Source organism: Nocardia ninae NBRC 108245 (assembly GCF_007990755.1).
Classification (GTDB): domain Bacteria; phylum Actinomycetota; class Actinomycetes; order Mycobacteriales; family Mycobacteriaceae; genus Nocardia; species Nocardia ninae.
The window spans coordinates 338,940-362,296 of sequence record NZ_BJXA01000002.1; the positions used below are offsets into that span (position 1 = coordinate 338,940).

The 23,357-nt window shown below is 67.2% G+C and carries 18 protein-coding genes; 8 read left to right on the forward strand and 10 right to left on the reverse strand.

Features of this window, described 5'->3' with window-relative positions; all coding sequences use genetic code 11:
* The first annotated feature begins 3 nt into the window (after window positions 1–3).
* The 6 genes from NN4_RS03575 to NN4_RS03600 all read left to right on the forward strand — a co-directional run bounded on the left by NN4_RS03575 (window position 4) and on the right by NN4_RS03600 (window position 6,164).
* Window positions 4–1,020 carry a TauD/TfdA family dioxygenase gene (locus NN4_RS03575; RefSeq protein WP_186818246.1) on the forward strand — a complete coding sequence of 339 codons (1,017 nt, stop codon included), beginning with the start codon at window positions 4–6 and terminating at the stop codon, window positions 1,018–1,020.
* A gap of 127 nt (window positions 1,021–1,147) precedes the next feature.
* Window positions 1,148–2,710: an ABC transporter substrate-binding protein gene (locus NN4_RS03580; protein ID WP_147128497.1), complete on the forward strand. Its 1,563-nt coding sequence runs from the start codon at window positions 1,148–1,150 to the stop codon at window positions 2,708–2,710.
* Window positions 2,711–2,720: 10 nt separating this feature from the next.
* A complete protein-coding gene (locus NN4_RS03585; RefSeq protein WP_107656963.1) occupies window positions 2,721–3,671 on the forward strand; it encodes an ABC transporter permease in 951 nt (316 codons plus the stop codon).
* Complete coding sequence (locus tag NN4_RS03590; RefSeq protein WP_222594963.1) at window positions 3,668–4,564, forward strand: ABC transporter permease; 897 nt, start codon at window positions 3,668–3,670, stop codon at window positions 4,562–4,564. The genes NN4_RS03585 and NN4_RS03590 overlap by 4 nt, the downstream gene beginning before the upstream one ends.
* Complete coding sequence (locus NN4_RS03595) at window positions 4,561–5,394, forward strand: ABC transporter ATP-binding protein (protein WP_147128498.1); 834 nt, start codon at window positions 4,561–4,563, stop codon at window positions 5,392–5,394. The genes NN4_RS03590 and NN4_RS03595 overlap by 4 nt, the downstream gene beginning before the upstream one ends.
* Window positions 5,391–6,164: an ABC transporter ATP-binding protein gene (locus NN4_RS03600; RefSeq protein WP_147128499.1), complete on the forward strand. Its 774-nt coding sequence runs from the start codon at window positions 5,391–5,393 to the stop codon at window positions 6,162–6,164. Before NN4_RS03595 ends, NN4_RS03600 begins: the two co-directional genes overlap by 4 nt.
* Window positions 6,165–6,182: 18 nt before the next feature.
* Here the strand turns inward: NN4_RS03600 and NN4_RS03605 are convergent, their stop codons facing one another.
* The 10 genes from NN4_RS03605 to NN4_RS03650 are packed head-to-tail and all read right to left on the reverse strand — an operon-like array spanning window position 6,183 to window position 17,045.
* Window positions 6,183–7,496, reverse strand: a complete 1,314-nt coding sequence (locus NN4_RS03605) for a cytochrome P450 (protein ID WP_147128501.1) — start codon at window positions 7,494–7,496, stop codon at window positions 6,183–6,185.
* A complete protein-coding gene (locus NN4_RS03610; RefSeq protein WP_186818247.1) occupies window positions 7,493–8,692 on the reverse strand; it encodes an MFS transporter in 1,200 nt (399 codons plus the stop codon). The genes NN4_RS03605 and NN4_RS03610 overlap by 4 nt, the downstream gene beginning before the upstream one ends.
* Window positions 8,693–8,715: 23 nt before the next feature.
* Window positions 8,716–9,630 (reverse strand): NAD(P)-dependent oxidoreductase, encoded by a 915-nt coding sequence (locus NN4_RS03615; protein ID WP_147128503.1) that lies wholly within the window; start codon window positions 9,628–9,630, stop codon window positions 8,716–8,718.
* Between the two features lie 38 nt (window positions 9,631–9,668).
* Window positions 9,669–10,955 (reverse strand): cytochrome P450, encoded by a 1,287-nt coding sequence (locus tag NN4_RS03620; RefSeq protein WP_147128504.1) that lies wholly within the window; start codon window positions 10,953–10,955, stop codon window positions 9,669–9,671.
* Window positions 10,936–11,613, reverse strand: coding sequence for a GNAT family N-acetyltransferase (locus tag NN4_RS03625; protein ID WP_147128506.1), 678 nt, complete (start codon window positions 11,611–11,613; stop codon window positions 10,936–10,938). The genes NN4_RS03620 and NN4_RS03625 overlap by 20 nt, the downstream gene beginning before the upstream one ends.
* Window positions 11,614–12,759, reverse strand: a complete 1,146-nt coding sequence (locus tag NN4_RS03630) for an ATP-grasp domain-containing protein (RefSeq protein WP_147128507.1) — start codon at window positions 12,757–12,759, stop codon at window positions 11,614–11,616.
* On the reverse strand, window positions 12,743–13,861 hold the full coding sequence (locus tag NN4_RS03635) for an aminotransferase class I/II-fold pyridoxal phosphate-dependent enzyme (protein ID WP_186818248.1): 1,119 nt from the start codon (window positions 13,859–13,861) through the stop codon (window positions 12,743–12,745). The genes NN4_RS03630 and NN4_RS03635 overlap by 17 nt, the downstream gene beginning before the upstream one ends.
* Complete coding sequence (locus tag NN4_RS03640) at window positions 13,851–14,834, reverse strand: arginase family protein (protein ID WP_147128509.1); 984 nt, start codon at window positions 14,832–14,834, stop codon at window positions 13,851–13,853. Before NN4_RS03640 ends, NN4_RS03635 begins: the two co-directional genes overlap by 11 nt.
* Window positions 14,831–15,850 (reverse strand): methyltransferase, encoded by a 1,020-nt coding sequence (locus NN4_RS03645; RefSeq protein WP_147128511.1) that lies wholly within the window; start codon window positions 15,848–15,850, stop codon window positions 14,831–14,833. Before NN4_RS03645 ends, NN4_RS03640 begins: the two co-directional genes overlap by 4 nt.
* 28 nt (window positions 15,851–15,878) lie before the next feature.
* On the reverse strand, window positions 15,879–17,045 hold the full coding sequence (locus NN4_RS03650) for a 4-hydroxyphenylacetate 3-hydroxylase N-terminal domain-containing protein (RefSeq protein WP_147128513.1): 1,167 nt from the start codon (window positions 17,043–17,045) through the stop codon (window positions 15,879–15,881).
* 623 nt (window positions 17,046–17,668) lie between these two features.
* Between NN4_RS03650 and NN4_RS03655 the strand changes: the two genes are divergently transcribed.
* Together NN4_RS03655 and NN4_RS03660 are read left to right on the forward strand one after the other, a co-directional pair.
* Entirely contained in the window at window positions 17,669–22,486 is a 4,818-nt protein-coding gene (locus NN4_RS03655; protein ID WP_186818249.1) for a type I polyketide synthase, read from the forward strand.
* Entirely contained in the window at window positions 22,483–23,325 is an 843-nt protein-coding gene (locus tag NN4_RS03660) for a 3-hydroxyacyl-CoA dehydrogenase family protein (protein ID WP_147128517.1), read from the forward strand. Before NN4_RS03655 ends, NN4_RS03660 begins: the two co-directional genes overlap by 4 nt.
* Window positions 23,326–23,357: the final 32 nt, after the last annotated feature.

The window sequence follows — 23,357 nt, forward strand, 5'->3', positions numbered from 1 at the left end:
GACATGGATACCGATTCGTATCCCCTCTGCACCGACCTCATCACCGGCCCGGCTGCCTGGAAGAGCAGCGACTTCACCGATCCCGCCCAGTGGACGACGCCGCTGACCTCCGACGATATCGGCGAACTGTTCGCGGCGCTGCAACACGCCAGGCAGACGGGCAAAGAGCTCGGTAGCATTACCCGCGAAGACTTTCCGCTCGACGGCCTCGCGCAGAAGCTGAAAGCCGTTTCCCACGAACTCACTTCGCAGAGCGGGCTGGCGGTGCTCAGCGGTTTTCCCATTGACTCCGACATTCCGCGCGCCGATATCGAGCTCATGTACTGGGGTTTGTGCGCCCATCTCGGGCCCGCGGTGACGCAGAACGCGCGCGGCGAAATCATGGTGCCGGTCAAGAACTATGGCAACGGTGGACTGTTGAACGCGGCGACCCGTGGTTACCAGACCAACGAGGCGCTGCCGTTCCACACCGACAGCTCCGACATCGTCGGCCTGCTGTGCCTGCAATCCGCGGGCGAGGGTGGATTGAGCAGCATCACCAGCTCGATGACCATTCACAATGAGCTGCTGCGCAATCACCGAGAACTGCTCGGCCTCTACTACGCCGGTTTCTATTACGATCGGCGCGACGAGCAGCTCGACGGCGAGGTGCCGTACTACCGCAATGCCGTCTTCGCCTGGCACGAGGGCAGGCTCACCTGTCGCTATTACGTGCGGCACTTCATCGAGTCCGCGCACGAGCGATTCGACCTGGAGCTGTCGCCGGTGGAACGATTGGCGCTCAAAACATTCGAGGAGATCGCCGACCGGCCGGAAAACAAGATCACCATGCGGATCAATCCCGGCGATATCCAGTTCTTGAACAACAATGTCGTGGTGCACGCCCGTACCGCATTCGTCGATGCCGACGAGATCAATCGTGAACTACTGCGGGTCTGGCTGAACCCGTTCGACGCGCCCACCCCGCCGCCGGGGCATGCGGCGTTCCGAGAAGGTATGCCGCAGAAGCAGATTCGCTGACCGTCGACGACACGCGTGGCATGCCTTGCGTGTTCGGCTTCCGAAAGAGGTCCGTAGTGCTAAATTCTAGTCTCGCCACTGGATTCCAGTTTCGCAATATTGCTGTTCGCACCGTGGGGAGCGTAATTTGAGGCGCGTACGTCCGATTGCTGTTGTCGCGCTGGCCCTGGTGGTCGCGGTGTCGAGTGCCTGCGGGACCGGCGGTGAGGTCGGCCCTGATGGGACCGACGGAAGCCAGTCGACCCAGTCCGCGACCCCACCGGACGATCAGTTGAATTTGAACGGCACGGTGAACGTTCGATTCGCGCTGGAGCCGGCCAGCCTGAACACCTTCACCACGGCCGGTGTCGCACTCGACCAGGTGCTGCTCGACAACGTCTACCAGGGCCTGGTCGCGGTCGACACCAACGCCAAGGATCAGCTCGTGCCGTCGCTGGCGACCTCGTGGGAGCAGTCGTCCGACGGCCTGACCTATACCTTCCGCCTGGTGCAGAACGCGAAGTTCCACGACGGCTCGCCGTTGACGTCGGCGGACGTCGTGTGGTCGCTGCAGCAGGTGATCGCGCCGGGCTCGAAGTCGTTGCGCGCGCAGGACTTCAAGTCGGTGGCCGACGTTTCCGCGGCCGACCCGGCCACCGTGACGATCCGGCTGAAGCAGCGCGACACGACCCTGCTGTGGAACCTGGCCCATCGCGGCGGCATCGTCTACAAGAGCGGTACCGACTTCGCCACCCTCGACGGTGCGGAGAACGGTTCCGGGCCGTTCCGGGTGACGCAGTGGAATCGCGGCTCCACCCTCACGCTGTCGCGGTGGGACGACTACCGCGGTCCCGCGCCGAAGGTGGCAAAGGTGGTGTTCCACTACATCATCGAGCCCAACACCGCGAACAACGCCGAACTGACCGGGCAGATCGATATCTTGACCGCGTCCGATCCCACACTGCTGCAAGCGTTCCGCGGCCAGGAGGACAAGTTCAGCGTGCTGCGCGGCACCAGCACCGACGAATACACCCTCGCGTTCAACGAGGCCAATCCGGTACTGGCGAATCCTGATGTGCGCCATGCCATTCGGCAGGCGCTGGACAAGGACGCCATCATCAAGACGTTCGGCGCCGGCATCCGCATCGGCGGCCCGGTGCCGCCGCAGGATCCCTGGTACGAGGACCTGACCTCGCTGGACCAGTACAACCCGGAGAACGCGCGCAAGCTGCTCGCCGCCGCAGGCTACGGCAACGGTCTGCAACTGACCGTGGAGTACCCGAATCACTACATCCCCGCGCTCAGCGACATCCTCGTGTCCAACCTCAAGGACGTCGGCATCACGCTGAACGTCCGGGTGGTGGAGTTCCAGACCTGGCTGTCGAAGGTGTACAAGAACCACGATTACGAGCTGAGCGTGGTGATCCACGCCGAAGCCCGCGACATCGGCAACTACGCCCGCCCCGAGTACTACTTCGGCTACGACAACAAGCAGGTGCAGCAGCTGTACCGCGACGCGCTGACCGCGGAGACCGAAGACGCACGGAACGACCTGCTGCGCAAGATGACTCGGCAGATCGCCGAGGACGCGCCGTGTGACTGGCTGTTCCTCGTCGAGCTGAACACGGTGGTGCGCAAGGGCATCTACGGCGTCCCGCAGCACGAGACCAACAACCGGTTCCCGCTGAGTAAGCTGGCGGTCGCCAAGTGACGGAGGTGTTTTGCTCTGGTATCTGATCCGGCGAGCCGGGCTGCTCCTGCTGTCGCTCGCGGTGGCGAGTGTGCTCATCTTCGCGATGCTGCGGCTGCTGCCCGGCGACGTCGCGGCCACCGTCGCGGGCATCCAGGCGACGCCGGAGCAGATCGCCGCCCTGCGCGCGGACCTCGGCCTGAACAGGTCGCTGCCCGAACAGTATCTGTCCTGGATCGGCGGGGTCTTCCACGGTGATTTCGGGCATTCCCAGCTGAACGGCACCTCGGTGGGGGCCGAGCTGGGCGAGAAGCTCGCCGTCACCGCGCCGTTGATCATCGGATCGCTGCTGATCGCCCTCGGTCTCGCGGTGCCGCTCGGCACCTGGGCCGCGGTCCGCCATCGCACCAAGACCGGCGAGGCGGCCAACGCGTTGTCCCAGCTCGGGACCGCGGTGCCGGGTCTGTGGCTGGCGATGCTGCTGATCCTGGTCTTCGCGGTGGAGCTGCAAGTGCTTCCGGCACAAGGCTTTCCGGTCAACCGGTGGGAGCAGCCCGACGACGCGGTGCGCAGCCTGATCCTGCCGTGTGTGACCCTCGGCCTGTCCGAAGGCGCGGTGCTGTTCCGCTTCGCGCGCTCGGCCATTCTGGGGGTGCTGTACTCGGAGTATCTGCGTACCGCGCGTGCCAAGGGCATGACCCGGACGCAGGCGTTGGTGCGGCACGGTTTCCGCAACGCCGCGCCCTCGGTGGTCTCGATCCTCGGGTTGCAGTTCGCAGTCCTGATCGTCGGGGCCGTGGTGATCGAGCGGGTGTTCACCCTGCCGGGTGTGGGCAGCATGCTGCTGTCTGACGTGGCGAACCGGGATCTGGTGAAGGTCCAGGGCGAGGTGCTGTTGATCGTCTCCGCGGTGCTGGTACTCGGCTTCGTCGTCGATATCGTGCACCGGCTCATCGACCCCCGGCTGGAGGCCAGGCTGTGATCCACGCCGTCAACCGGCCCAAATGGGCGCGCAGGCGCCGCGCCCTGCAGGTGATGGGCGCCGCGCTGATCCGAAGGCCCAGTGGGGTTTTCGGGCTGATCATGGTGGGCACGCTGGTGATCGCCAGCCTGGTGTCGCTGTTCTGGACCCCTTACGATCCGCAAGCCACCAATCCCGGCCGGGCCTGGTTACTGCCGTTCAGCAACGGCCATCTGCTCGGCACCGACCGGGTCGGGCACGACGTCTTCAGCCAGGTGCTGGCCGGCGCGTGGCAGACGCTCGCGGTGGCCTTGGTGGTCGCGGCGATCGCGGGCGTGCTCGGACTGATCCTGGCGCTGGCCACCCAGCTGACCCCGCACCTGGTCGGCTCGGTGGTGGTGCAGCTGATCGACATCATGATCGCGTTCCCTGCGCTGCTGCTGGCAATGGTGCTGGCGGCGGTCTACGGCGGCTCGATGATGACGGTGGCGGTCGCCATCGGCATCAGCTCGGGCGTCGCGGTGGCCCGGGTCGCGCGGGCCGAGGTGGCCCGCGTGCTGACCAGTGATTTCGTGCTGGCCGCGCGGGCGTCCGGGGCATCCACCGCTCGGATCGTGCGCAAACACCTGCTGCCCGCCATCGCGCCGACACTGATCGTGCAGCTGTCCTGGGTGATGGCCTTGGCGGTGCTCGCCGAGGCGGCCCTGACCTACCTCGGCTACGGCAGTTCACCGTCGGCGCCGTCCTGGGGCGGCATCCTGCGCGCGCAACAGGACTACATCAAGGTGCGGCCACTGCTGGTGGTGTGGCCGGGCTTGGCGGTGGCGCTCACCGTGCTCGGCTTCAATCTGCTCGGTGACGCGCTGCGCAGCGTCACCGATCCGCGGCTGCGCAAGGGGGTGCCGGTGCGATGACGCTACTGAAGGTGACCGACCTGACGGTCGAGATCGGCGAGCAGGTCCTGCTCGACCAGGTCGATCTGACCATGGACGCCGGTGCGCGCCTCGGCCTGATCGGCGTCTCCGGATCCGGGAAATCCCTGCTGGCACTGGCGATCATGGGCCTGCTGCCGGAGGAGGCGCGGGTGCGCGGCAGCATCACCCTGGACGGTGTCGAGCTGATCGGCCGCAGCGACCGGCAGCTGTCGAAGGTCCGCGGCAGCCGGATGGCCATGGTGTTCCAGGAACCGCTGTCGGCGCTGAATCCGCTGATGCGGGTGGGCAGGCAGATCGCGGAACCACTGCGGCTACACCAGGGGATGGGGCGTCGGCAGGCCCAGGCCGCGGCGACCGAACTGGCGGCCCGGGTGGGGCTGCCGGATCCCGCGCACACCGTGCGCGCCTTTCCGCATCAGCTCTCCGGCGGGCAGCGGCAGCGGGTCGGCATCGCGATGGCGCTGGCCGCCCGGCCCGCGCTGTTGATCGCCGACGAGCCGACGACGGCGTTGGATGTCACGGTGCAGGCCGAAATCCTGGCGCTGCTCCAGGATTTGGTGTCCGAGGAGGGTTCGGCGCTGCTGTTCGTCACGCACGATCTCGCGGTGCTCGCGCAGATGACGCAGCGCGTGGTGGTGCTGGGTCAGGGGCGCGTCCTCGAGGACGGCGACCTGGGGGAGATCCTGCGCGGGTCGACCCATCCCTATCTACAAACGCTGTTGGAGCTGGCGCGGGCCTCCTCGTTCCGCCGTGGCTCCGGCGCGACGCGACTGGGCGTCGACAGCGACTCGGCGGAGGTGGTGTCGTGATCCTGCTCGAGGCCGAGGGATTGAGCCGGTCGTTCCGGTTGCCGCGCACCAGCCTGCTGCACCGCGCACCGCAGCGGCACGCGGTGCGCGACGTCGACCTGACGCTCGCGGAGGGCAGTCATCTCGGCATCGTCGGCGAATCCGGCTCCGGCAAGTCGACTTTGCTGCGTCTGCTGCTCGCCCTCGACCGACCCGATCGAGGCGTGGTCCGGTATCAGGGCAAGCCGGTGACCGGTCGCGATCTGGCGTGGTTCCGCAGGGAAGTCCAAGTGGTGCTCCAGGATCCGCTGAGCTCGCTGGATCCGCGGATGATCGTCGGCGACTCGATCGCCGAACCCCTGGAATGCCTGCGGATACCGGGTAACCACGACTATCGGGTGGCCGAGCTGCTGGTGGCGGTCGGACTGGAACCCGATGCGACAGCGCGCTATCCGCACGAATTCTCCGGCGGACAGCGCCAGCGCATCGCGATCGCCCGCGCGCTCGCGCCGAATCCGAAGGTGCTCGTCGGCGACGAACCGTTCTCCGCGCTGGACGCGCCGACCCGCGCCCAGATCATCGAGCTGCTGCGCGATCTGGTGCAGCGATTCGGGCTGTCGCTGATCCTGGTGTCCCACGACGTGGGTGTCGTGCAGCAGCTGTGCGACCAGCTGCTGGTGATGAAGGACGGGACCATCGTCGAGCGCGGCACCGCGGCGGCGGTACTGGAGAATCCCCAGCACCCCTACACACAAGCCCTGCTCGACGCGGTGCCCATGCTGCCGTTCTGAGCCGAACCTGTTCTGCTGTCAGTTGTCCAACGCGGTGACCACGAGACGCGCGCCGCGCGCGGGCACGTTGGTGATGTTGCGGACGCGCCCACGCTCGGGCGCGCCCGGCAGCGCAAGCTGGTAGCGGGTGAGTACCGCCCGCAGCACCACGGCGCCCTCCATCAGCGAGAAGCCCGCGCCGATGCAGCGGCGCACACCACCGCCGAACGGCAGCCACGTATTCGGCGCGACCGTGCCTTCGAGGAAGCGCTCGGGCCGGAAGCGTTCCGGTGCAGGATGATTGGCCGGATTCTGGTGGGCGAGCACGATCGACGTCGACACCCGGGTGCCACGCGGCAGCGGGACGCCGCCGATCGTCATGTCCTTGGTGAGCTGGCGCTGCACCCGGCCTATCACCATCCGGTGGCGCAGCGCCTCTTTGACCACCGCCTCCAGATACTTGTCGTCCCCGTCGCGGGCGGCCTGCCTGGCCCGATCCTGAACCTCCGGGGCGGCGGCCAATTCGTGCAGCGCCCAGGACAGCGCCGACGCGGTGGTCTCGTGGCCCGCCAGCAGCAGCGTGACGAGTTGGTCGCGCAGTTCCGCATCGCTGAGCGGCGCCGTGCCGGGATCGTCGCCGGAGCCGACCGCCAGCAGCCGGGACAACACATCGGCGTGCTGATCGATCTCCGGATGCGCTCGGCGACGGGCGATTTCGGCATAGAGCAGCTCGTCGACCGCGGTGAGCGCGTCGCGCATCCGCCGCCACGGCCCGAAGCGCCGCAGCAACGGCCACTTCCAGCCGAGCAGCACCACCGGGCTCATGTCGGTGATCCGGCGCAGCTGCGGGGTCAGCTCGGCCCGGCGCTGCTCGTCGGCGACACCGAAGACCACCTGCGTGATCACGTCGAGCGTCAAATCCTCCATCCGGCTGAGGATGTGCTCTGTCGAACCGGCGGTCCACCGCTCCACCTGAGTCTTGGTGATGTCCTCGACCAGGGCGCGGTAGCCGTTGAGGGCCGCGCCGGCGAAGGCGGGCATCAGCAGCCTGCGGGCCCGGGCGTGTTCGCTGTCGTCGGTGAGCAGCACCGAGTGCTCGCCCATGATCATCGACAGCTCCCGATAGGCCTCGCCCGCATGCAGATCCGCCGGACCGGCGGTGAAGATCTCCTTGATGTGGTCGGGTCGGGAGAACACCACGATGCGCTCCGGATACGGCGGCAGCAGCCGCACCGTGAAGACATCACCGAAGCGGCGCGCCTGCGCACCGAGGAACTGGGCGTGCCGCTTGGTGTGCAGCACGGTCTGTAGTAGCCGCGGTAACCGGGGGGCCGGTGGGTATGCGCCGGTCATGGGGTGGTCCTTTCCGCCGGGTCGTGCTGGATCCGCTCCGCCGCCGTCGCGCGCCGCGCCAGGCCCTCGATGACGAGGAAGGCGACCGCACTGAGTGCCGCGGCGGCGATCGGGAGCGCGAAGGGGCTGAACAGGGACAGCGTCACGCCACCGGCGATGCTGCCGAGGGTGACGCCCAAATAGGTCGACGAGGAGTTGAGTGCCAGCACCTGGGTCGCCGAATCCGGTGCGGCGTCGAGCAGCATTGTCTGCATGGCGGGTGCGTTCCAGTAGAGCGCCAGCGACCACACCAGCGTCAGCGCCACCAGCACCGGCATCGGGATGGGCGCGAACATCGTCAGGATCGAGAAGACGACCATGGTGCCGAGGAACAGGCCGAACCCGATGCGCAGCGCGGCCGACGCGCCCTTCTTGTCCACGAAGATGCCGCCGACCACCGAGCCGATCAGGCCCGCTATGCCGGCCACCGCGAACAGCAGACCACGTTGGCGCAGGGAGGTATTCGAGAAGTCGGCCGCGAACGGCCCGAAATAGGTGAACATCATCAGCGCGCCGCCGAGCAGGATGGTGTTGCCCAGCAGGACGGTGAGCACCGGCCTGCTGGACAGTGCCGTGAGATGCGTTCGGGCCGAGACTATTTCGCCCGGCGCGCGCAGATACTTGCGGACACCGAACAGCAGCGCCATCGACAGCACGCTCAACCCGGCGAAGACGACGAAGTTGCCGCGCCACCCGAAGACGCTGGCGATCAGCGTGCCGAAGGGCACCCCGAGCGCGAGCGCGCCGACGATGCCGGAGGACACGATGCCGATGTAGGCGCTGCGCTTCTCCGGCGGCGCCAGCGTCGGCGCGAGCGCGAACATGGCGGGCAGGCAGGCGGCCGCGGCACCGGCCGCCAGCACTCGCAGCACCATCAGCACCCAGAACGTATCGACCATGGCGGACAGCAGATTCGCGAGGGTGAAGACGATCGAGGCGATGACGAAAACGCTGAGCCTGGTGCGCCGCGCCGACGCGAACGCGATCAGCGGCGCGCCGATCACCAGCACCAACGAGTAGGCCGAAACCAGCTGTCCCGCCGTGGATTCCGAGACGCCGAGGTCGGCGGCCAGTTCGGGGAGCACGCCCGCGATCATGTAATCGTCGGTGTAGAAGACGAATACGGCGAAGGTGATCGCTATCAACCAGAACGGCATCGGGCCTCCAGTGGGACGAGTGGTCAGGGAATGAGGTAGTCCACGGCGATCTGCTGCGGGTCGATGCGCAGCGACTGCTGCCTCATTGTCGATCGATCGAAGGTTCCGGTGGCGTAGATCGCCGCCCAGTCCCGGTGATACAGCGGATCGCCATCCCACGGCCGCCATGCGGTGTGCGGCGTCAGCGTGACGCGGCCCTTGTCGATCCAGGGCCGCAGCAGCTCGGCCCGGTCGTCGGTCTCGACGTCGCTGGTGAGCCGGCCGGTGCCGTCGGCCAGCCAGCGCAGCAGCGCGTCGCAGTCGACCGGGGACGAGCGCGCCGGGTTGATCAGATGCCCGTCGAGGCGGAGCCTGCGCAGCAGCGCGTCGTCCACGAAGTTCACCACCTCCGGTATGCCGGGCAGCGCGACGACCATCAGATGCGCGAACCGGTTCGGCAGATGCTCGAGCGGGGTGGCCGCCACACTCCCGAACGGATGCGCGGTCCGGCACCGCGGCCGGACTACGGTCACCCTTGCGCCGAGCCCGGTCAAGGTCTCCGCGATGGTGCGGCCGAACGCGCCGTAGCCGACCACGAGGGCGTTGCGCCGGTGAAAAGGCTTGGGCGCGTCATCGATCGGGTCCTCTGCGCAGTGCAGGACGTGCTGGGTGATGACGTACTCCGACAGCGACGGCGCGTAGGCTCTTGCGCTTCTGGTCACGAGGTTGTTGCGCGCGAGCGTGGGGATGTGCGGATAGTTCGGCCCGGACGACACCAGGTGCACCCAGGAACCTCTTGTCATGGCGGAGGTTTCGGCGAGCTCCTCGTCGGTGAGGTCGTGCGCCGCGAGGGCGACCATCCGGTGGCCGAGTGGGGTCCCCGGCGCCACCGGCTCGACCCGCACCGGGTGGGCCCGCAACGCACCGGCCACGGTGACCGGATCGGTCGAGGTCCCCATGCAGTAGAGCGTCGACGGGTCGACGGTGACGGCGCGCATCAGCTGGTCAACGCCAGCGGAGCCCGGATATGTCCGTGTAGGACAATGGAATCCCGCCATTGGCGGCCCGGTAGCAGTCTGGCGTTCGGATAGGCGGACAGGAAGCTGCCGACCGCCACCTGCCCCTGGACCTTCGCCAAGGAGGCACCGAGGCAGCGGTGCACGCCGGTGGAGAAGCTCATGCTCGTCCGGGTGGCGACATTGGCCACGTCGAGCCTGCCCGGGTTCGGGTAGGCGCGGGTGTCGTAGTTGATCGCGCCAACCCAGATCAGCGCCCCGGTGCCGGGCGCGACGACCCGATCGCCGATCTTGGTCTCCACCCGCGCGGTGCGGTGCGTCAGCTGGATGGGGGAGTCGTAGCGCAGCAGCTCCTCGAACCACGGGTCGGTCAGCCTGCCGTCGGCGAGCACCTCGGTGCCGAGGCCGTGTTCCAGCACGGTGACAATGGAGTTCGCGATGAAGCTGACCGTGGTTTCGAAGCCGGCCGCGAAGACGAAGCCCACCAGGGTGAGCATCTCCCCGAAGGTGAGCTCGTCCGCGAGGTGCATCCGCACGCAGTCCTTCAGGAAGCCGTCCTGGAGCTGATCGGGATCCTTTTTGCAGTCCGCGACGAAGGCGGTGAACTTGCGCGCCTCGGTCATGCCGCGTCGGTACTCCGGAAAGGTGATGCCGACGTCGAGCAGTTTGGCCCCGTGCCCGCCGAGCGAGTCGAGCATGTCGTCGCCCAGATCGGGGATGCCGAGGAAGTCGGAGATGACCCGGATGGGGATCTTGCGGGCGAAATCGGCGACCAGGTCGATGGTGTCGCGGCCGTCCAGTTCGGCGAGCACCGTCTCGGTGTGCTTGGTGATGACGTCGATCGATCCGGTCACCGCGCGATGGGTGAACATCGGGAAGACCAGTTTTCGCAACCGGGTGTGCTCGGGCGGGTCCATGAAGACCAGGGCGGGGGCGTCGAGGGCAATGGGCACTGAGCGCTGGGTCAGCCACCGGTAGAACCCGGCGGTCGGCGGCAGCGCCACGGGCTGGTCCGCGGACCAGTCGTTGCTCCGCAGGATTTCTTCGCTCTCCTCGTAACCGGTCACCACCAGCCCGGCGGCGCTGTCGTGCACGCCGGCGTCCGCGCCGATCTTAGTGAGAATGGCCCGGTAGGGATCGCCCTTCTCCGGTGGCCGGAGAAAGAGCCTGCCGACGTCGTTCTCGTCACCGAGCATCGAGTCGGGCAGCAGCCGCAGCGGACCGTGTAGCAGGAACCAGCGAATCGGATCAGTGACCACCGAGCTCACGGAGGACAACGTCGACACCCCCTTGGCGTTTCATTGCGGCGTAGAAGTTTTCGCGTTCGAAGCGGAACAGCGCGGCTTGCTTGTGCGGTAGATCGATCTCGCCGAGTTCGTGGCCGTCCACGATCTTGCACACATTCCGGTCCAGCGTGCGGACCAGCTGATTGGATGCGGTCGGATCCGAGACGACGCCGGTGCAGTCCGGGTAGGTCTCGAAGACACCGGCGATGAGCGCGACCCAGAACGGCAGGGCGTACCCGAAATAGTCGGGCTCGCCGATGCAGCCGTGCATGCCCATATCGCGGTCCGGCGTGTCGTAGTAGTCGGCGACCGTGTCGAGCGCGACGCGGTACAGCTCGACATAGCCGCCGCGCTGCCCGTCCTGTCCGACGAGGAAGGGCCGAGTCTTGTTGTCGGAGAACTGGAACTCGATCTCGGCCTGCCAGCCGTCGCGGTCCCAGTCCTTGTGCATCGCGAACTGCACGTGTGGCTGCGCCATCCAGTGCACCACCTGGTCGATCTCAGCGGCGGTGGTCGGGGTGACCGGCGTGAGCTCCCACGGTGGCGGGAGCGTCGGCACCTTCCATTCCTGAAAGGCGAAGTCGGTCAGCGGTTTCCCGTAGCGCCGGGACCGATCGATGGGCTGTCGCTTACTCGCCACTCATTGCACCTCGTTCGCGACCGCCAGCAGCTCGAGTGCGGCCAGCACGGCCTCCGTGCGGCCGGTGAGCCGGGCCCGTCCGCCCAGGGTGATCCGATCGAAGGTCGCCTCGACGCCGAGGTGGCCGATGCGGTCGGCCCCGGCGACCGGGCGGCCGACGTGCCACAGCCACCCGCCCGAGACCTCGGGATCCACCTTCGGCTCGGACCAGTCGAGCCCCGCCTGGATCCGGAGGTTGAGCAGTTCCAGATCGATGCCGGTGATCACCCTGGATTGGAACGGGACCTCGCCGCCGGACGCTCGCGCGCACACCTCGCTGACCACGACATCTTCGAAAGTGTCACCGCTGGAGAGGTATTCGACATGGGCGGTGAAGATTCCGTCGAGGCCCAGCGCGGTGCAAGTCCGCACGGCCAGCTCTGCCAGCCGCGCCTCCGTCGCCGGGGCGACGCGCGCGGAACCCGAGGGGCCGCCCTTGGTGAGGTCCAGCAGCGAACGGATGTAGAGCCCGGAAAACAGATGTGTCACAGTGCCGTTCGCGATGAGCACCTCGGAGTGGAACTGCGGGCCTTCGAGCAGCCGTTCGACCGTGCCGTCGCCGAGGGCGGCGGTGTCGACGTTGTCGAACCGTTCGATCCGGATCCCGCGCAGGTTCGCCTCCGCGGCCGGCTTGACGATGACCAGTTCGTCATCGTCGAATCCGGTGCAGCCGCCCGCCTTTTCGACGCTGCCGCCGGTCACGATCAGCGTCTCCGGCACCGGGATGCCCGCGGCCTCCAACGTCCGGCGCATGACGCCCTTGTGCCGGTAGTTCTCCAGGGAGCCGACGGGAATCGGGGAGCTCAGGCCGAACTCATCGCACAGCTGCGCGGCCAGGCCGAGCAGGTACTCGTCATTGGTGACGATCGCGGTGGTCCCGGCGGGGATCAGTGACCGCCATGCGTCGATCTCGGCGATGTGTTCCTCGCCGAGCCCCTCCAGTGCCACATCGGCATCGCGGACCAGGGGCACCTCCCCGGTCCGGAGTATCCGCAGTTCGGCGCCGGACGCCGTGACGGCGGAACCGAATTCGGTCAGCCCGACACTGCCGAGCGACTGCTTCGCCTGCAACAGCACCACCGTTGCGCGATCACCTGATGACAACACGCCTCCAAGCCTCGAGGTGCTGGTCGACGCGCTGGCAACCGGTGACGACGGAGTCCGGATCGCGCGCCAGCGATATACGGATCAGATCGGTGCCGAGGTGCGGCTGCGCCCAGTAAAAAAGCTCGCCGGGCAGCACGTGCACGCCGACCTCGCCCAGCTCAGCGTACAACGCGCTGGCCGCGACGCCTTCGGGAAGTCGGAAGGTGTCGACCGAGATCCGGGAGTCCGGGTAGGCGGGTGTCAGCTTGATGTTGTTGCGCGCCAAGCGCCGATTGCTCTGAATGCCGTCGCGCAGTAGGTCGTAGCCGCCGTGCACGCCGTCGTCGGCGAACAATTCGACCACCCGCAGGATGAACGGCGACGCCGAAAGCATGTGGTCGGAGTACATCCGGGCCAGGGGGAGCGGATTGCCGACGTTCCAGTTCAGGAACCCCGCCTTCAATTCCTGTAGGGGCCAGAGCTTTCCGGTGTCCTCGATGATCACCCAGTCGAGGTCGTAGCGCGCGAGCACGGCGTACATGTCGTACTGCGCCCGCAGATCCTGTGCCCGGAAACAAGAGTCGATGACGAGCACGGTGTCGCGGTCGGCGCAGGCGGCCGCGATCCGGTGCAACCGGTCCTGGTCGATCACGGTGCCGGTCGGATTGTTCGGCGAGACGGTGAACAGCACCCCGTGCGCGGGCGGCAGGTGCTCCAACGGCCCGGTCGCCAACTCGGCTTCGGCGACCGACCGAATGTCGAGCCCGTGGCCGGCCAGCAGGTCGTGCAGGTTGTCGAAGGTCGGCTCGACCATCACCACCGGCCGGTCGGCGAGGCGGATCGCCTTGCCGATCATGTCGATGGCGGTCGAGGAGGAGTAGCAGCTGCGGAAGTCGACGCTGTCGGCGAGCGCGCCGTGCTGGCCGATCGAGGACAGGAACGCGTTGCGCGAACTCTTCTCCACCACGTCCACCGGCAGCTTGCGCGTCTGCGCGAAGATCTCCGCGAAGCCGGCGACGATCTCGGTTTGACTGGGCGACAGCGACATTCGCGGGTGCCCGTCGGACAGGTTGACACCGTCGACGAGCGCCCTGACTTCCAGATCGGTGATGTTATCGGGCATGCAGACGACCATCCTGTTGCGTCGTGGTCCGCCGGGCGGCAGCGGCGAGGGTCATGATTTCGAAGATCACCGCGACACCGAGGTGCGCGGTGATATCGGCGGTGTCGTACGGCGGCGAGATCTCGACCAGCGACACGGTGCGAATGTCCGGCAGGTCGAGTTCGCGCAGCAGCCGTAACGCGAAGGCCGAAGAGGGCCCACCGACTTCCGGCGTTCCGGTACCCGGCGCGCACGAGGGATCGACGAAGTCGATATCGAAGGTCAGTGCGACCGGATTCGTACCGACCTTGTCGCGGACGATCCGGCCCAGCTCCCGGCAGCCGAGCTCGATCGCCTCGTCGCTGTGGATCACGGTGAAGCCCAGCCCGTCGTCGGCCAGGTCTTCCCGTGGCACGCTGCCGCGCATGCCGATCTGGATGCTGGTCGTCGGATCGATCAGACCTTCTTCGGCCGCCCGGCGATACACCGTGCCGTGAAAGTGCTTGACTCCGAAGTAGTCGTCGAGCACGTCCCGGTGCGCGTCGAGCTGCACGAGCGACAGCGGCCCGTGTTTCTTTGCGGCCGCGCGTAATTCGGCGATCGCCAGGCTGTGGTCACCGCCGACGAGGATCGGCAGCGCGCCGATCCCGTGCACGGCGTCGACGCTTTTCTCGATCAGCTCGAGCGTTTGCAGGTGGTAGCCGGGCACGATGTGCACGTCGCCGCCGTCGACGACGGTGAGCAGATCGGTGATGACCAGCCCGCGCTCCCGGCTGCCCAGCCGGGCGAGGGTGCTCGCCGAGCGGACGGCCTCGGGTCCGAAGCGCGCGCCGCTGCGGTAGCCGGTGGCGCCGTCGATGGGCACGCCGAGAATGACGGCGTCGACACCGTCGTGCTCGGTCAGCTCCCGAACCGGCCGGTAGGGGAGCCGGAAGAAGGTCCGCGGTCCCGAACTCAGCCGGGAGACCGCCTGGCTGTCGGTGTAATCGGTCATGCTTCGGTTTCCTTGGACCGCAACAGCATTGCGGTCACGATCCCGGTTTCGTCGAGGCCGGGAGTGTCGACATCCTCCACGACCACCTCGAGGCCCTCGCTGGCGTACAGGTCCGCCCAGTACTGCTTGGGTGCCAGGCGCTGGTCGGTGAACGGGTGCAGCAGGAAGTAGTGGTTGTAGTAGTTGGTGCGGTGCGGGTCCTTCATCTTCTCCGCATCGTCCCAGCAGTAATCGATGTCGATGACCAGGAGTTCGAGGCCGGGGTTGTTGTCGAACAGCGTCCGGAGGAACTTCCGCACCCCCGCTTCGCCGCCCTGGCCCAGGATTTCGTGGATGACGAAGCTGATGATGCCGAAGTCGTAGTGGGATTCGGTCTGCTCGAGATGGCCGATCGCATCCGCATTGACGATGTCGATCCGGTCGGCGTGCGCGGACCCGGACACGAACTCTGTCGCGGCCGCGGCGCCCTCGGGGCTCGGCTCGATGCCGGTGAGCCGCATCTCCGCGTACTTGTCGGCGAGGGTGGTCAAGAAGATGCCGCTGCCGCAACCGAGATCGATGCCGCTGCGATAGCTCTTGCCGCGCTGGTCGAGTACCCGGTACATGAGCGGGATGGCGTCGTGCACGCTGATCGCGCAGCTGCCGACGCCGACCATGCGGCCGTCGCGCGGTACTGCGGCGGGCGAGGTGAAGCCCTGCCCGATCTCCAAGAAGGTGCGACCGTAGCCGCCGATCATCATCTGGTACCAGCCGCGGGCTTCCCAGATCTGCACGAGCTTGTCGGTGGCCCGATCATTGTCGGTGTAGCCGGCCGTGCGCAGGAACAGGTGCAGGGCCTCGACGCGCTCGGGTGTGGTGATGACCGATTCCAGCGCCTTACGGGCCGAAATTCCATTGACCACAATTTGTTCCAGGATGCCGTGCTCGATCAAGTTGTACAGCACTGCCGACTGCACGTATCCGCTGAACGGCTCCAGCGCTTCGATCAGGCGGTTCCGGGTAAGCATGGTGTTCATACCTCTCTTTCGGGACTTTCTCCGCCTGTCAGCCAGCGGCGAGCCGATCGGGGTCGCCGACGAAAGCAAGCTCGTATTTGTTCTGCCGATAGCCGTACGCCCCCGAGGAAAGGTTCGTGAACAACGTCCAGTCGGACAGCTGTGGCGCGGCGGGGATCAGGCCGTGCTGGGTGGTTCTGCCGGGTTTGGGGCAGATGAGATCGAGGCCGGCGATCTGCGCGAGCAGGGTAGACGCGCCCTCGATGCGCTCGGTGAAATTGCCGATGCCCTGCAGCAGCATGGCGCGGTCGGCGGCCCAGAAACCGTAGCGATCGTCGAATGCCGCCGACTCGATCGCGGCGGTGAAATCACGCTGGGTGCTCGCGGCGAACCGACGAAGCTTCGCCAGGATCACGCCGGGCTCTTTGACGGAGGTCTGTCCGCCGTCGAGCACCCGCTCGGCCAGCGTGTAATACATCTCGGCCTTGGCCGCCATCCGTCCCAGCGCCTGGATCCAGGCGGGGTGGGTCATGCCGGTCCTGGCGCGCAATGTATTGCACTGTGCCACCGAACCATCGATGAATACATGGGAGTTGGGGACGAACGCGTGGTCCAGCTCGATGATCGCGTCTTGTTCGTCGAGCGCGTCGATCGATTCGTCCGGAATCTCGTGTGCGGCACGGAAGCCGGCCCGGGAGTGCACCGTCACCCCGGCGCTGTCCGGTGCGATCGCGACACACAGCGCGGTGCGGTCCTCGGCCTCGGTGAGCATGCGGTAGGGGTAGATCAGCAGCACATCGGCGTAGAGCGCCAGGGTGGCCAGCTGTTTGAAGCCGCTCAGGTAGATACCGTCGGCGTCGCGGGCCACCACCTGGAGCAGCCGATCCTCGGCGATCCGCCCGCGTTCGGAGATGTCGGAGATCGCATGCGTGAGAATCGAATTCTCGGCCCGGCACTGCCGGTGGAACTCCCGCAACTGTTCGGCGCCGTCGCCGAAGTGGTCCGCGTTGGCGGCCCAGGCGGACACGATGCCGGCCAGGAAGTCGGGGCTGCGCCCGAGCAGGCCGCCGCTGTGCGTCGCGAACCGGCGCAACTGCCCGGCGTGCTCCAGGAACTGTTCGTGGGTTTCCGGCGGCGTCCAAATGCAGTCCCAGAATAATTTCAATTCCGGATTGGTGCGCAGGCCGTCCAGGGTTTTGGCGAATGGGGTACTCATCCGGTCCGCGAATGCGACCGAATGATTTTCGGCCGAGCGGCTGATCTGCTGAGTTTCCAATGGACGTCCTTGCCTTTAGATCTAATGCACAGCCCCACCGTTCACAAGGCGGACAACCCGTAGCCTGCCCCCGAACTTCAAGATAGTCGACCGGTCGTTGGGTAACCATTTGATGCCCATGTGACGCTTATCACATTGTACCATTTCATGATCCCTCATCAAATGAGCGCCGTGGCTATCTTATCGGCATTGAACAGGCAATATGTAAACCCCCCGATCGGGGGGTTTCGAATTCGCCGATAGCCCCCTTTTCGGGGGGTTGCGGATTCTCCGCAGTTGACGAGAATGAAGCCTGGCCGGATGTGAAACATCCTGTGCCGCAATGGTCTCGCATCTCTGTGCCCGGTGGTGGAATATGCTGGAAACAGCGTTGCGAGGGGGGTTGTGTCGGTGCTAGATTCGGGGCCACCGGGGGCTGAGCTCTCCCTGTTTCGGGTATTCGGTGAAAGCTCTCGAAGAATTAGAACAATTCAGGCCATGACCCCGATGTCCGAAGGGCGGTATTGGTGGAGACGAATCGGGTCGGGTCCGGTGCCTTCGATCGAACGGCGATCGAGGAATGGGTGGCAGCGAAGATAAGCCAGATCATCGGAGCGGATCCGCAGGCGATCGACCGGACCACCACTTTCGCCGCCTACGGGTTGACGTCGTCGGACGCGGTCGGCCTCTCGGGTGAACTGGAGGAATGGCTCGGGTGCAAACTCCCCGAGACCCTGCTGTACGAGCATCCGACGCTGGAGACATTGAGCGCGGCACTGGTCGGCGAGACCGCCGCGACCGGCAGCATCGCCGAATCGAACATGCCCGACCCGGAGCCCGCCGCCGACGATGACACCGTGTGCATCGCGGGCATGGCGTGCCGATTCCCCGGCGGCGCGAACTCGCCACAGTTGTTCTGGCGCAACCTGGCCGACGGCATCGACACCGCCACCGACGTGCCGCCGCAGCGCTGGGACGCGCAGCGCTACTTCGATCCCGATCCGTACGCTCCCGGAACGGCTTACACAACGCGCGGCGCCTTCGTGGACGACCTCGCCGGCTTCGACGCCCGGTTCTTCGGCATCTCGCCCCGCGAGGCCCTGCGGATGGATCCGCAACAGCGCATGCTGCTGGAGACCGTGTGGGCGGCGTTCGAGGATGCCGCCATCCCCGCCGACCAGCTCCGCGGTACGCGCACCGGTGTATTCGTCGGCATGATGGCGGACAGTCGCTACGGGAACGTGCTGATCGACCATGGCGGCCGGGCGGAGCTCGACGACCCGTATCTGGGTCTGGGCAGCGCGTCCAGCGTGATGGCCGGTCGGCTGTCCTACCTGCTCGATCTGCACGGGCCGAGCTTGGTCGTCGACACGGCCTGCTCGTCGTCGCTGGTCGCATTGCACTTGGCGGTCAACAGCATTCGCAACGGCGAGTGCGATCGCGCGGTCGTGGCGGGCGTCAGCGCGACTGTGCACCCCGACACCTTCCTGCAGGCCTGCAAGATGCGAATGCTCGCCGCCGACGGCCGCTGTAAAACCTTCGACGCCGCGGCCGATGGGTTCCTGCTCGGCGAGGGCTGTGGCGCGGTCGTCGTCGAACGGCTCGCCGATGCCCGCGCCCGCGGGCATCAGGTGCTGGCGGTGGTGCGCGGGTCGGCGGTCAACCAGGACGGCATGAGCAACGGACTGACCGCGCCCAACCGCGCGGCACAGGTTGCCGTGATTCGCGCGGCGCACCGAAGTGCCGGAATCAGCGCCGACAACATCGACTATGTCGAGGCGCACGGCTCCGGGACGCAGCTCGGCGACGCGATCGAGATCGGTGCGCTGACCGAGGTTTTCGGGGCCGCACGGCCGGAAGACCAGCCACTGTACGTGGGTGCGGTGAAGACCAATATCGGACATCTGACCGGCGCGGCCGGGATAGCCGGATTGATCAAAACCGTGCTGGCGCTGAACCGCCGCACGATCCCGCGGAATCTGCATCTGCGCGAGCCGAATCCGGCGATCGACTGGGCCGCCAGCCCGGTTCGCCTGCCGCACGAGAACATTCGCTGGCCGCACGCGGACCTTCGGACGCCCACCGCCGGTATCAGTTCGTTCGGCTGGTCGGGTACCAACGCCCACGTGGTGCTGGCCGCCCCGCCGGTCGCCACGGTCGAGCAGGAATCCGCCGACGAGCAGCGCTGGCATATCCTGCCGCTGTCGGGGCGCTCGCCCGAGACGCTGATCGCCACCGCGCACACGACAGCGGAATACCTGCACAGCAACCCGCGACTCGCTCCGGCGGCCGTGGCCGCCACCTTGCAGACCGGGCGCAGCCCCATGCCGTGCCGCACGGCCATCGCCTTCCGGACCCTGCTCGACGCCGCCGAGGCGCTCGACGAGGTCGGGCGCCGGGTACCGGTGCAGACGGCGCCGTCCGGCAGGCAGCCGACCGTGCGATTCGTGTTGCCGGGCACCGGCGATCAGTTCCCCGGCCTGGGACGCGACCTCTACCGCACGCAACCGGCATTCCGCGAGGCGATAGACCACTGTGCCGAAGTGGCGGCCGAATCGCTGGGTATGGACCTGCGCACCGCCCTGTACCCGGAGGCGGCACCGGCCGCGTCGGACCCCTTCGCCGCGCTGCGACGGGACACCACCACCGGCCCCGGCGAGCTGGTGACCCGCATCGACCTGGCCCACGCGGTCATCTTCGCGTTGAACTACGCGGCAGCACGACTGTGGCACAGCTACGGCATCGAGCCGAGCGGCCTGCTCGGCTACAGCCTCGGCGAGTACTCCGCCGCCTGTCTCGCAGGCGTTTTCGATGTCGAGGCCGTGCTGCCACTGGTCGTGCGACGTGCCCAGCTCGTCGCGGCGGCCGAACCCGGCGCCATGCTGACCGTGGCGACCGCCGCGGACCGCATCGCCGAGTACCTCGGCCCGGACCTGTCCTGTGCCGCCGTCAACAGCCCCACCACGGTGGTGGTCGCCGGTACCGAAGCCGCGATCGCCGAGCTGGAGCAACGCCTCGAAACCGCCGAGATCGCCGCGCGCCGGGTGCCGACCACCCGGGCCATGCATTCCCACCTGCTGAATCCGTTGCGCGAGCGTTTGGTCGAACTGTTCGACGGCGTCGAGCTGCGCGCCCCGCGAATTCCGTTCGTGTCCAACCTGACCGGCGGCTGGATCAGTGACGACCAAGCGCGCGACCCGCAGTACTGGGCCGAGCACATGTGCGCGACGGTCTCGTTCGCCGACGGCGTGGACACCCTGGCAGGCTCGGACCCGTGTGTGCTGGTCGACCTCGGCGCCGGTCACCTCGCCAGCCTGGCCAGCCAGACGCTGATGCAGACCGGTGGCACCGCGGCGCTGCCCACGCTGCGGGGCTCCTCGGTGCGCGAGCCGGACCAGATGATCGTTGCCCGCACGCTCGGCAGGCTTTGGGCCGCCGGGGTCGACGTGGACTGGGCCCGCGCCGGCTCGGCCGGAACCACGCTGTCGTTGCCGACGTATTCGTTTCAGCACGAACAGTTTTGGCCCACACCCCAGAAAAGCACTGTCCCGGCCCGGGCTGTCGCGGCGACCGTCAGGGCGGCCACCGAAGTCTTCGAACCTCAGTGGGTCGCGGTGCCCGCGTCGGATGCCGCAGACCGGCACGGTCCCTACCTGGTCTTCACCGACCCCGAAACATGCAGCGCCGAGCTGGCCGGGTACCTGGCGAAGGCGCTCGACGGTGCCGACTGGGTAACCGTCACGCCCGGAACCGGATTCGAGGCGACCACCGCCGACGAGTACCGCATCCGGCCCGGCGAGCGGGCGGACTACGCCGAACTGGTCACGGCACTCGAAGAACGAAACCTGCTGCCGCGCACCGTGGTCCACTTGTGGTCCGTGAACGGTAAAAACACCGACCCAGCAAGCACCGACAGCGTGACCGCGCATCGCCGCCTCGGTTACGACAGTCTGCTGGCGCTGGCCGGACAGCTGGGTCGCCGCTGCGTCGACGGCTGCCGCGTCCTGGTGGTCACCGACCACGCCCAGCTGGTCGACGCCGAAGACGACCTGCATCCCGGAAAGACCACGGTGGCAGGCCCCGTGTTGACCACGAGCCAGGAATACCCGGGCTTGGCGGTACGCACGTTCGATGTGGTCACTCCCGTCGATGACGCGGAAAACTCGTGGGACGAGCTCACCGCCGCTGTGCTCACCGAAATGCAGTGGCCTGGCGCCGATCTCGCGATCGCCCGGCGCGGTAGGCGACGCTTGGTGAAACGCTTCAGACCGCTCACCCTCGACGCACCGGCGCCTTACGTGCGCGACGGCGGCGTCTATGTGATCACCGGCGGCACGGGAAGCATCGGCCTCCAGGCGGCGGCGCACCTGTCCGCCGCAGCCGCCGGCGTCAAACTGGTGCTGCTGGCCAGGACGCCGCTGCCGGACCTGGACGACGCGAAATCCGTTGCGCAGGCGGACGACAAATTGCGCGCCCGAGCGACCGCGGTCCGTGCGCTGGCCGACGCCGGTGCCGAGGTGCAGGTACTGACCTGCGATATCGGCGACCGCGCTGCCACCACCGCCGCAATGGCCGAGGTCCGCACTCGATTCGGTGCGATCGATGGCGTGATCCACGCCGCGGGCGTGCTGTCCCCGGACGCGTTCACCACCATCGAGGACACGTCGCCGGAGATCAGCGCCGCGCATTTCCGCGCCAAGATCGACGGCACGCTCGCGCTGGCCGACGCACTGCGCGGCGAGCGCCCCGATTTCGTGGTCCTACTGTCCTCGATGTCGGCGGTCCTCGGTGGCATCGGTTTCACCGCCTACGCGGCCGCCAACGCGTTCCAGGACCAATTCGTCGCGGTGCGCGGCCTGCCCGGCGGATCCGCGTGGCGTTCCGCGTGCTGGGACACCTGGCAGGACACGGTCCATTCCGGCGAAAACCCGGGTGTCGCAGACTCACTGGACAAATATTCGTTCGCCGCCTCGGACGCACTCGCCGTGCTGGACCGGCTGATCGCGGGCGGCCCGCGCCGCGCGGTCGTCTCCGCCGGACAGTTGCACGAACGCATCGCGGCCTGGGTCGGCGGCAACGACCCGCTCACGGAATCCGCCACTTCGCCGGAACCGGGCTCAGCGGAGGTCAGCACGGCACCGCCCAGCCGAACCATCGAGGACTACCAACGCCGCCTCGCGGAACTCTGGCAGGAGGCGCTCGGCGTCGACCACGTCGGCCTGCACGAGAACTTCTTCGAGTCCGGCGGCAATTCACTGGTCGGTCTGCAACTGATCAACTCGATCAAGAAACAGTTCCGCGCGGTCATCCCGACCGTGGCGCTGTTCGAGGCGCCGACGATCGCCGATATGGCCGATTACCTGATCACGGCGGCCGCGCCCGAAAGGAAGTCACGGACATGAAACTTGTCGGAGTCGTCGGGGCCGGCGTGATGGGTTCTGGTCTCGCGCAAGCCCTTGCGGCACATGGATACTCCGTGGTGCTGGTGGACCGCGCCCAAGCCCAGCTGGACCGGGCGGCGGACGAGGTCGTCCGGTACGCCCGCACCGGGCGCCTGTTCGGCCACGACACCGAGAAGTACGGCGACCTGACCCAGCGGGTGAGCTACACGACCGAGCTCGGCGACCTCGGCGCCGCGGAGTTCGTCATCGAGAACATCACCGAGAACTGGTCGCTCAAGGCCGAGATCTATCCGCGATTGGACGAGATCTGCCCGCCCGAAACGGTTTTCGCGGCCAACACGTCGTGTATTCCGATCACCAAGATCGCCGGGGCCACCCGGCGCCCCGATCGGGTACTCGGCATGCACTTCATGAACCCGGTGCCGATGAAGTCCACCGTCGAGGTGATCCGCGGCTGGCATACCTCCGAGGCCACCATCGCCACCGCGATGGAGCTGCTCGAAGGCCTGGAGAAGCGCGGCATCGTCGTCAACGACATGCCGGGCTTCGTCTCCAATCGGGTGCTGATGCTGATGGTCAACGAGGCGATCTTCTTGCTCCAGGACGGTGTGGCCGGGGCGGCCGAGGTCGACGAGATCTTCCGGTCCTGCTTCGGGCACGCGTCGGGTCCGCTGGAGACCGCGGATCTCATCGGGCTCGACACCATCCTGTACAGCATCGAGGGTCTCCAGGAGTTCTACGGAGACAGCAAGTATCGGCCGTGCCCGCTGCTCCGCAAGATGGTCGACGCCGGACTACACGGCCGGAAAACCGGTCAGGGCTTCTTCTCGTACTCGTGAGAGCGACCCCGAACCCTTTGCCCCCGTTACCG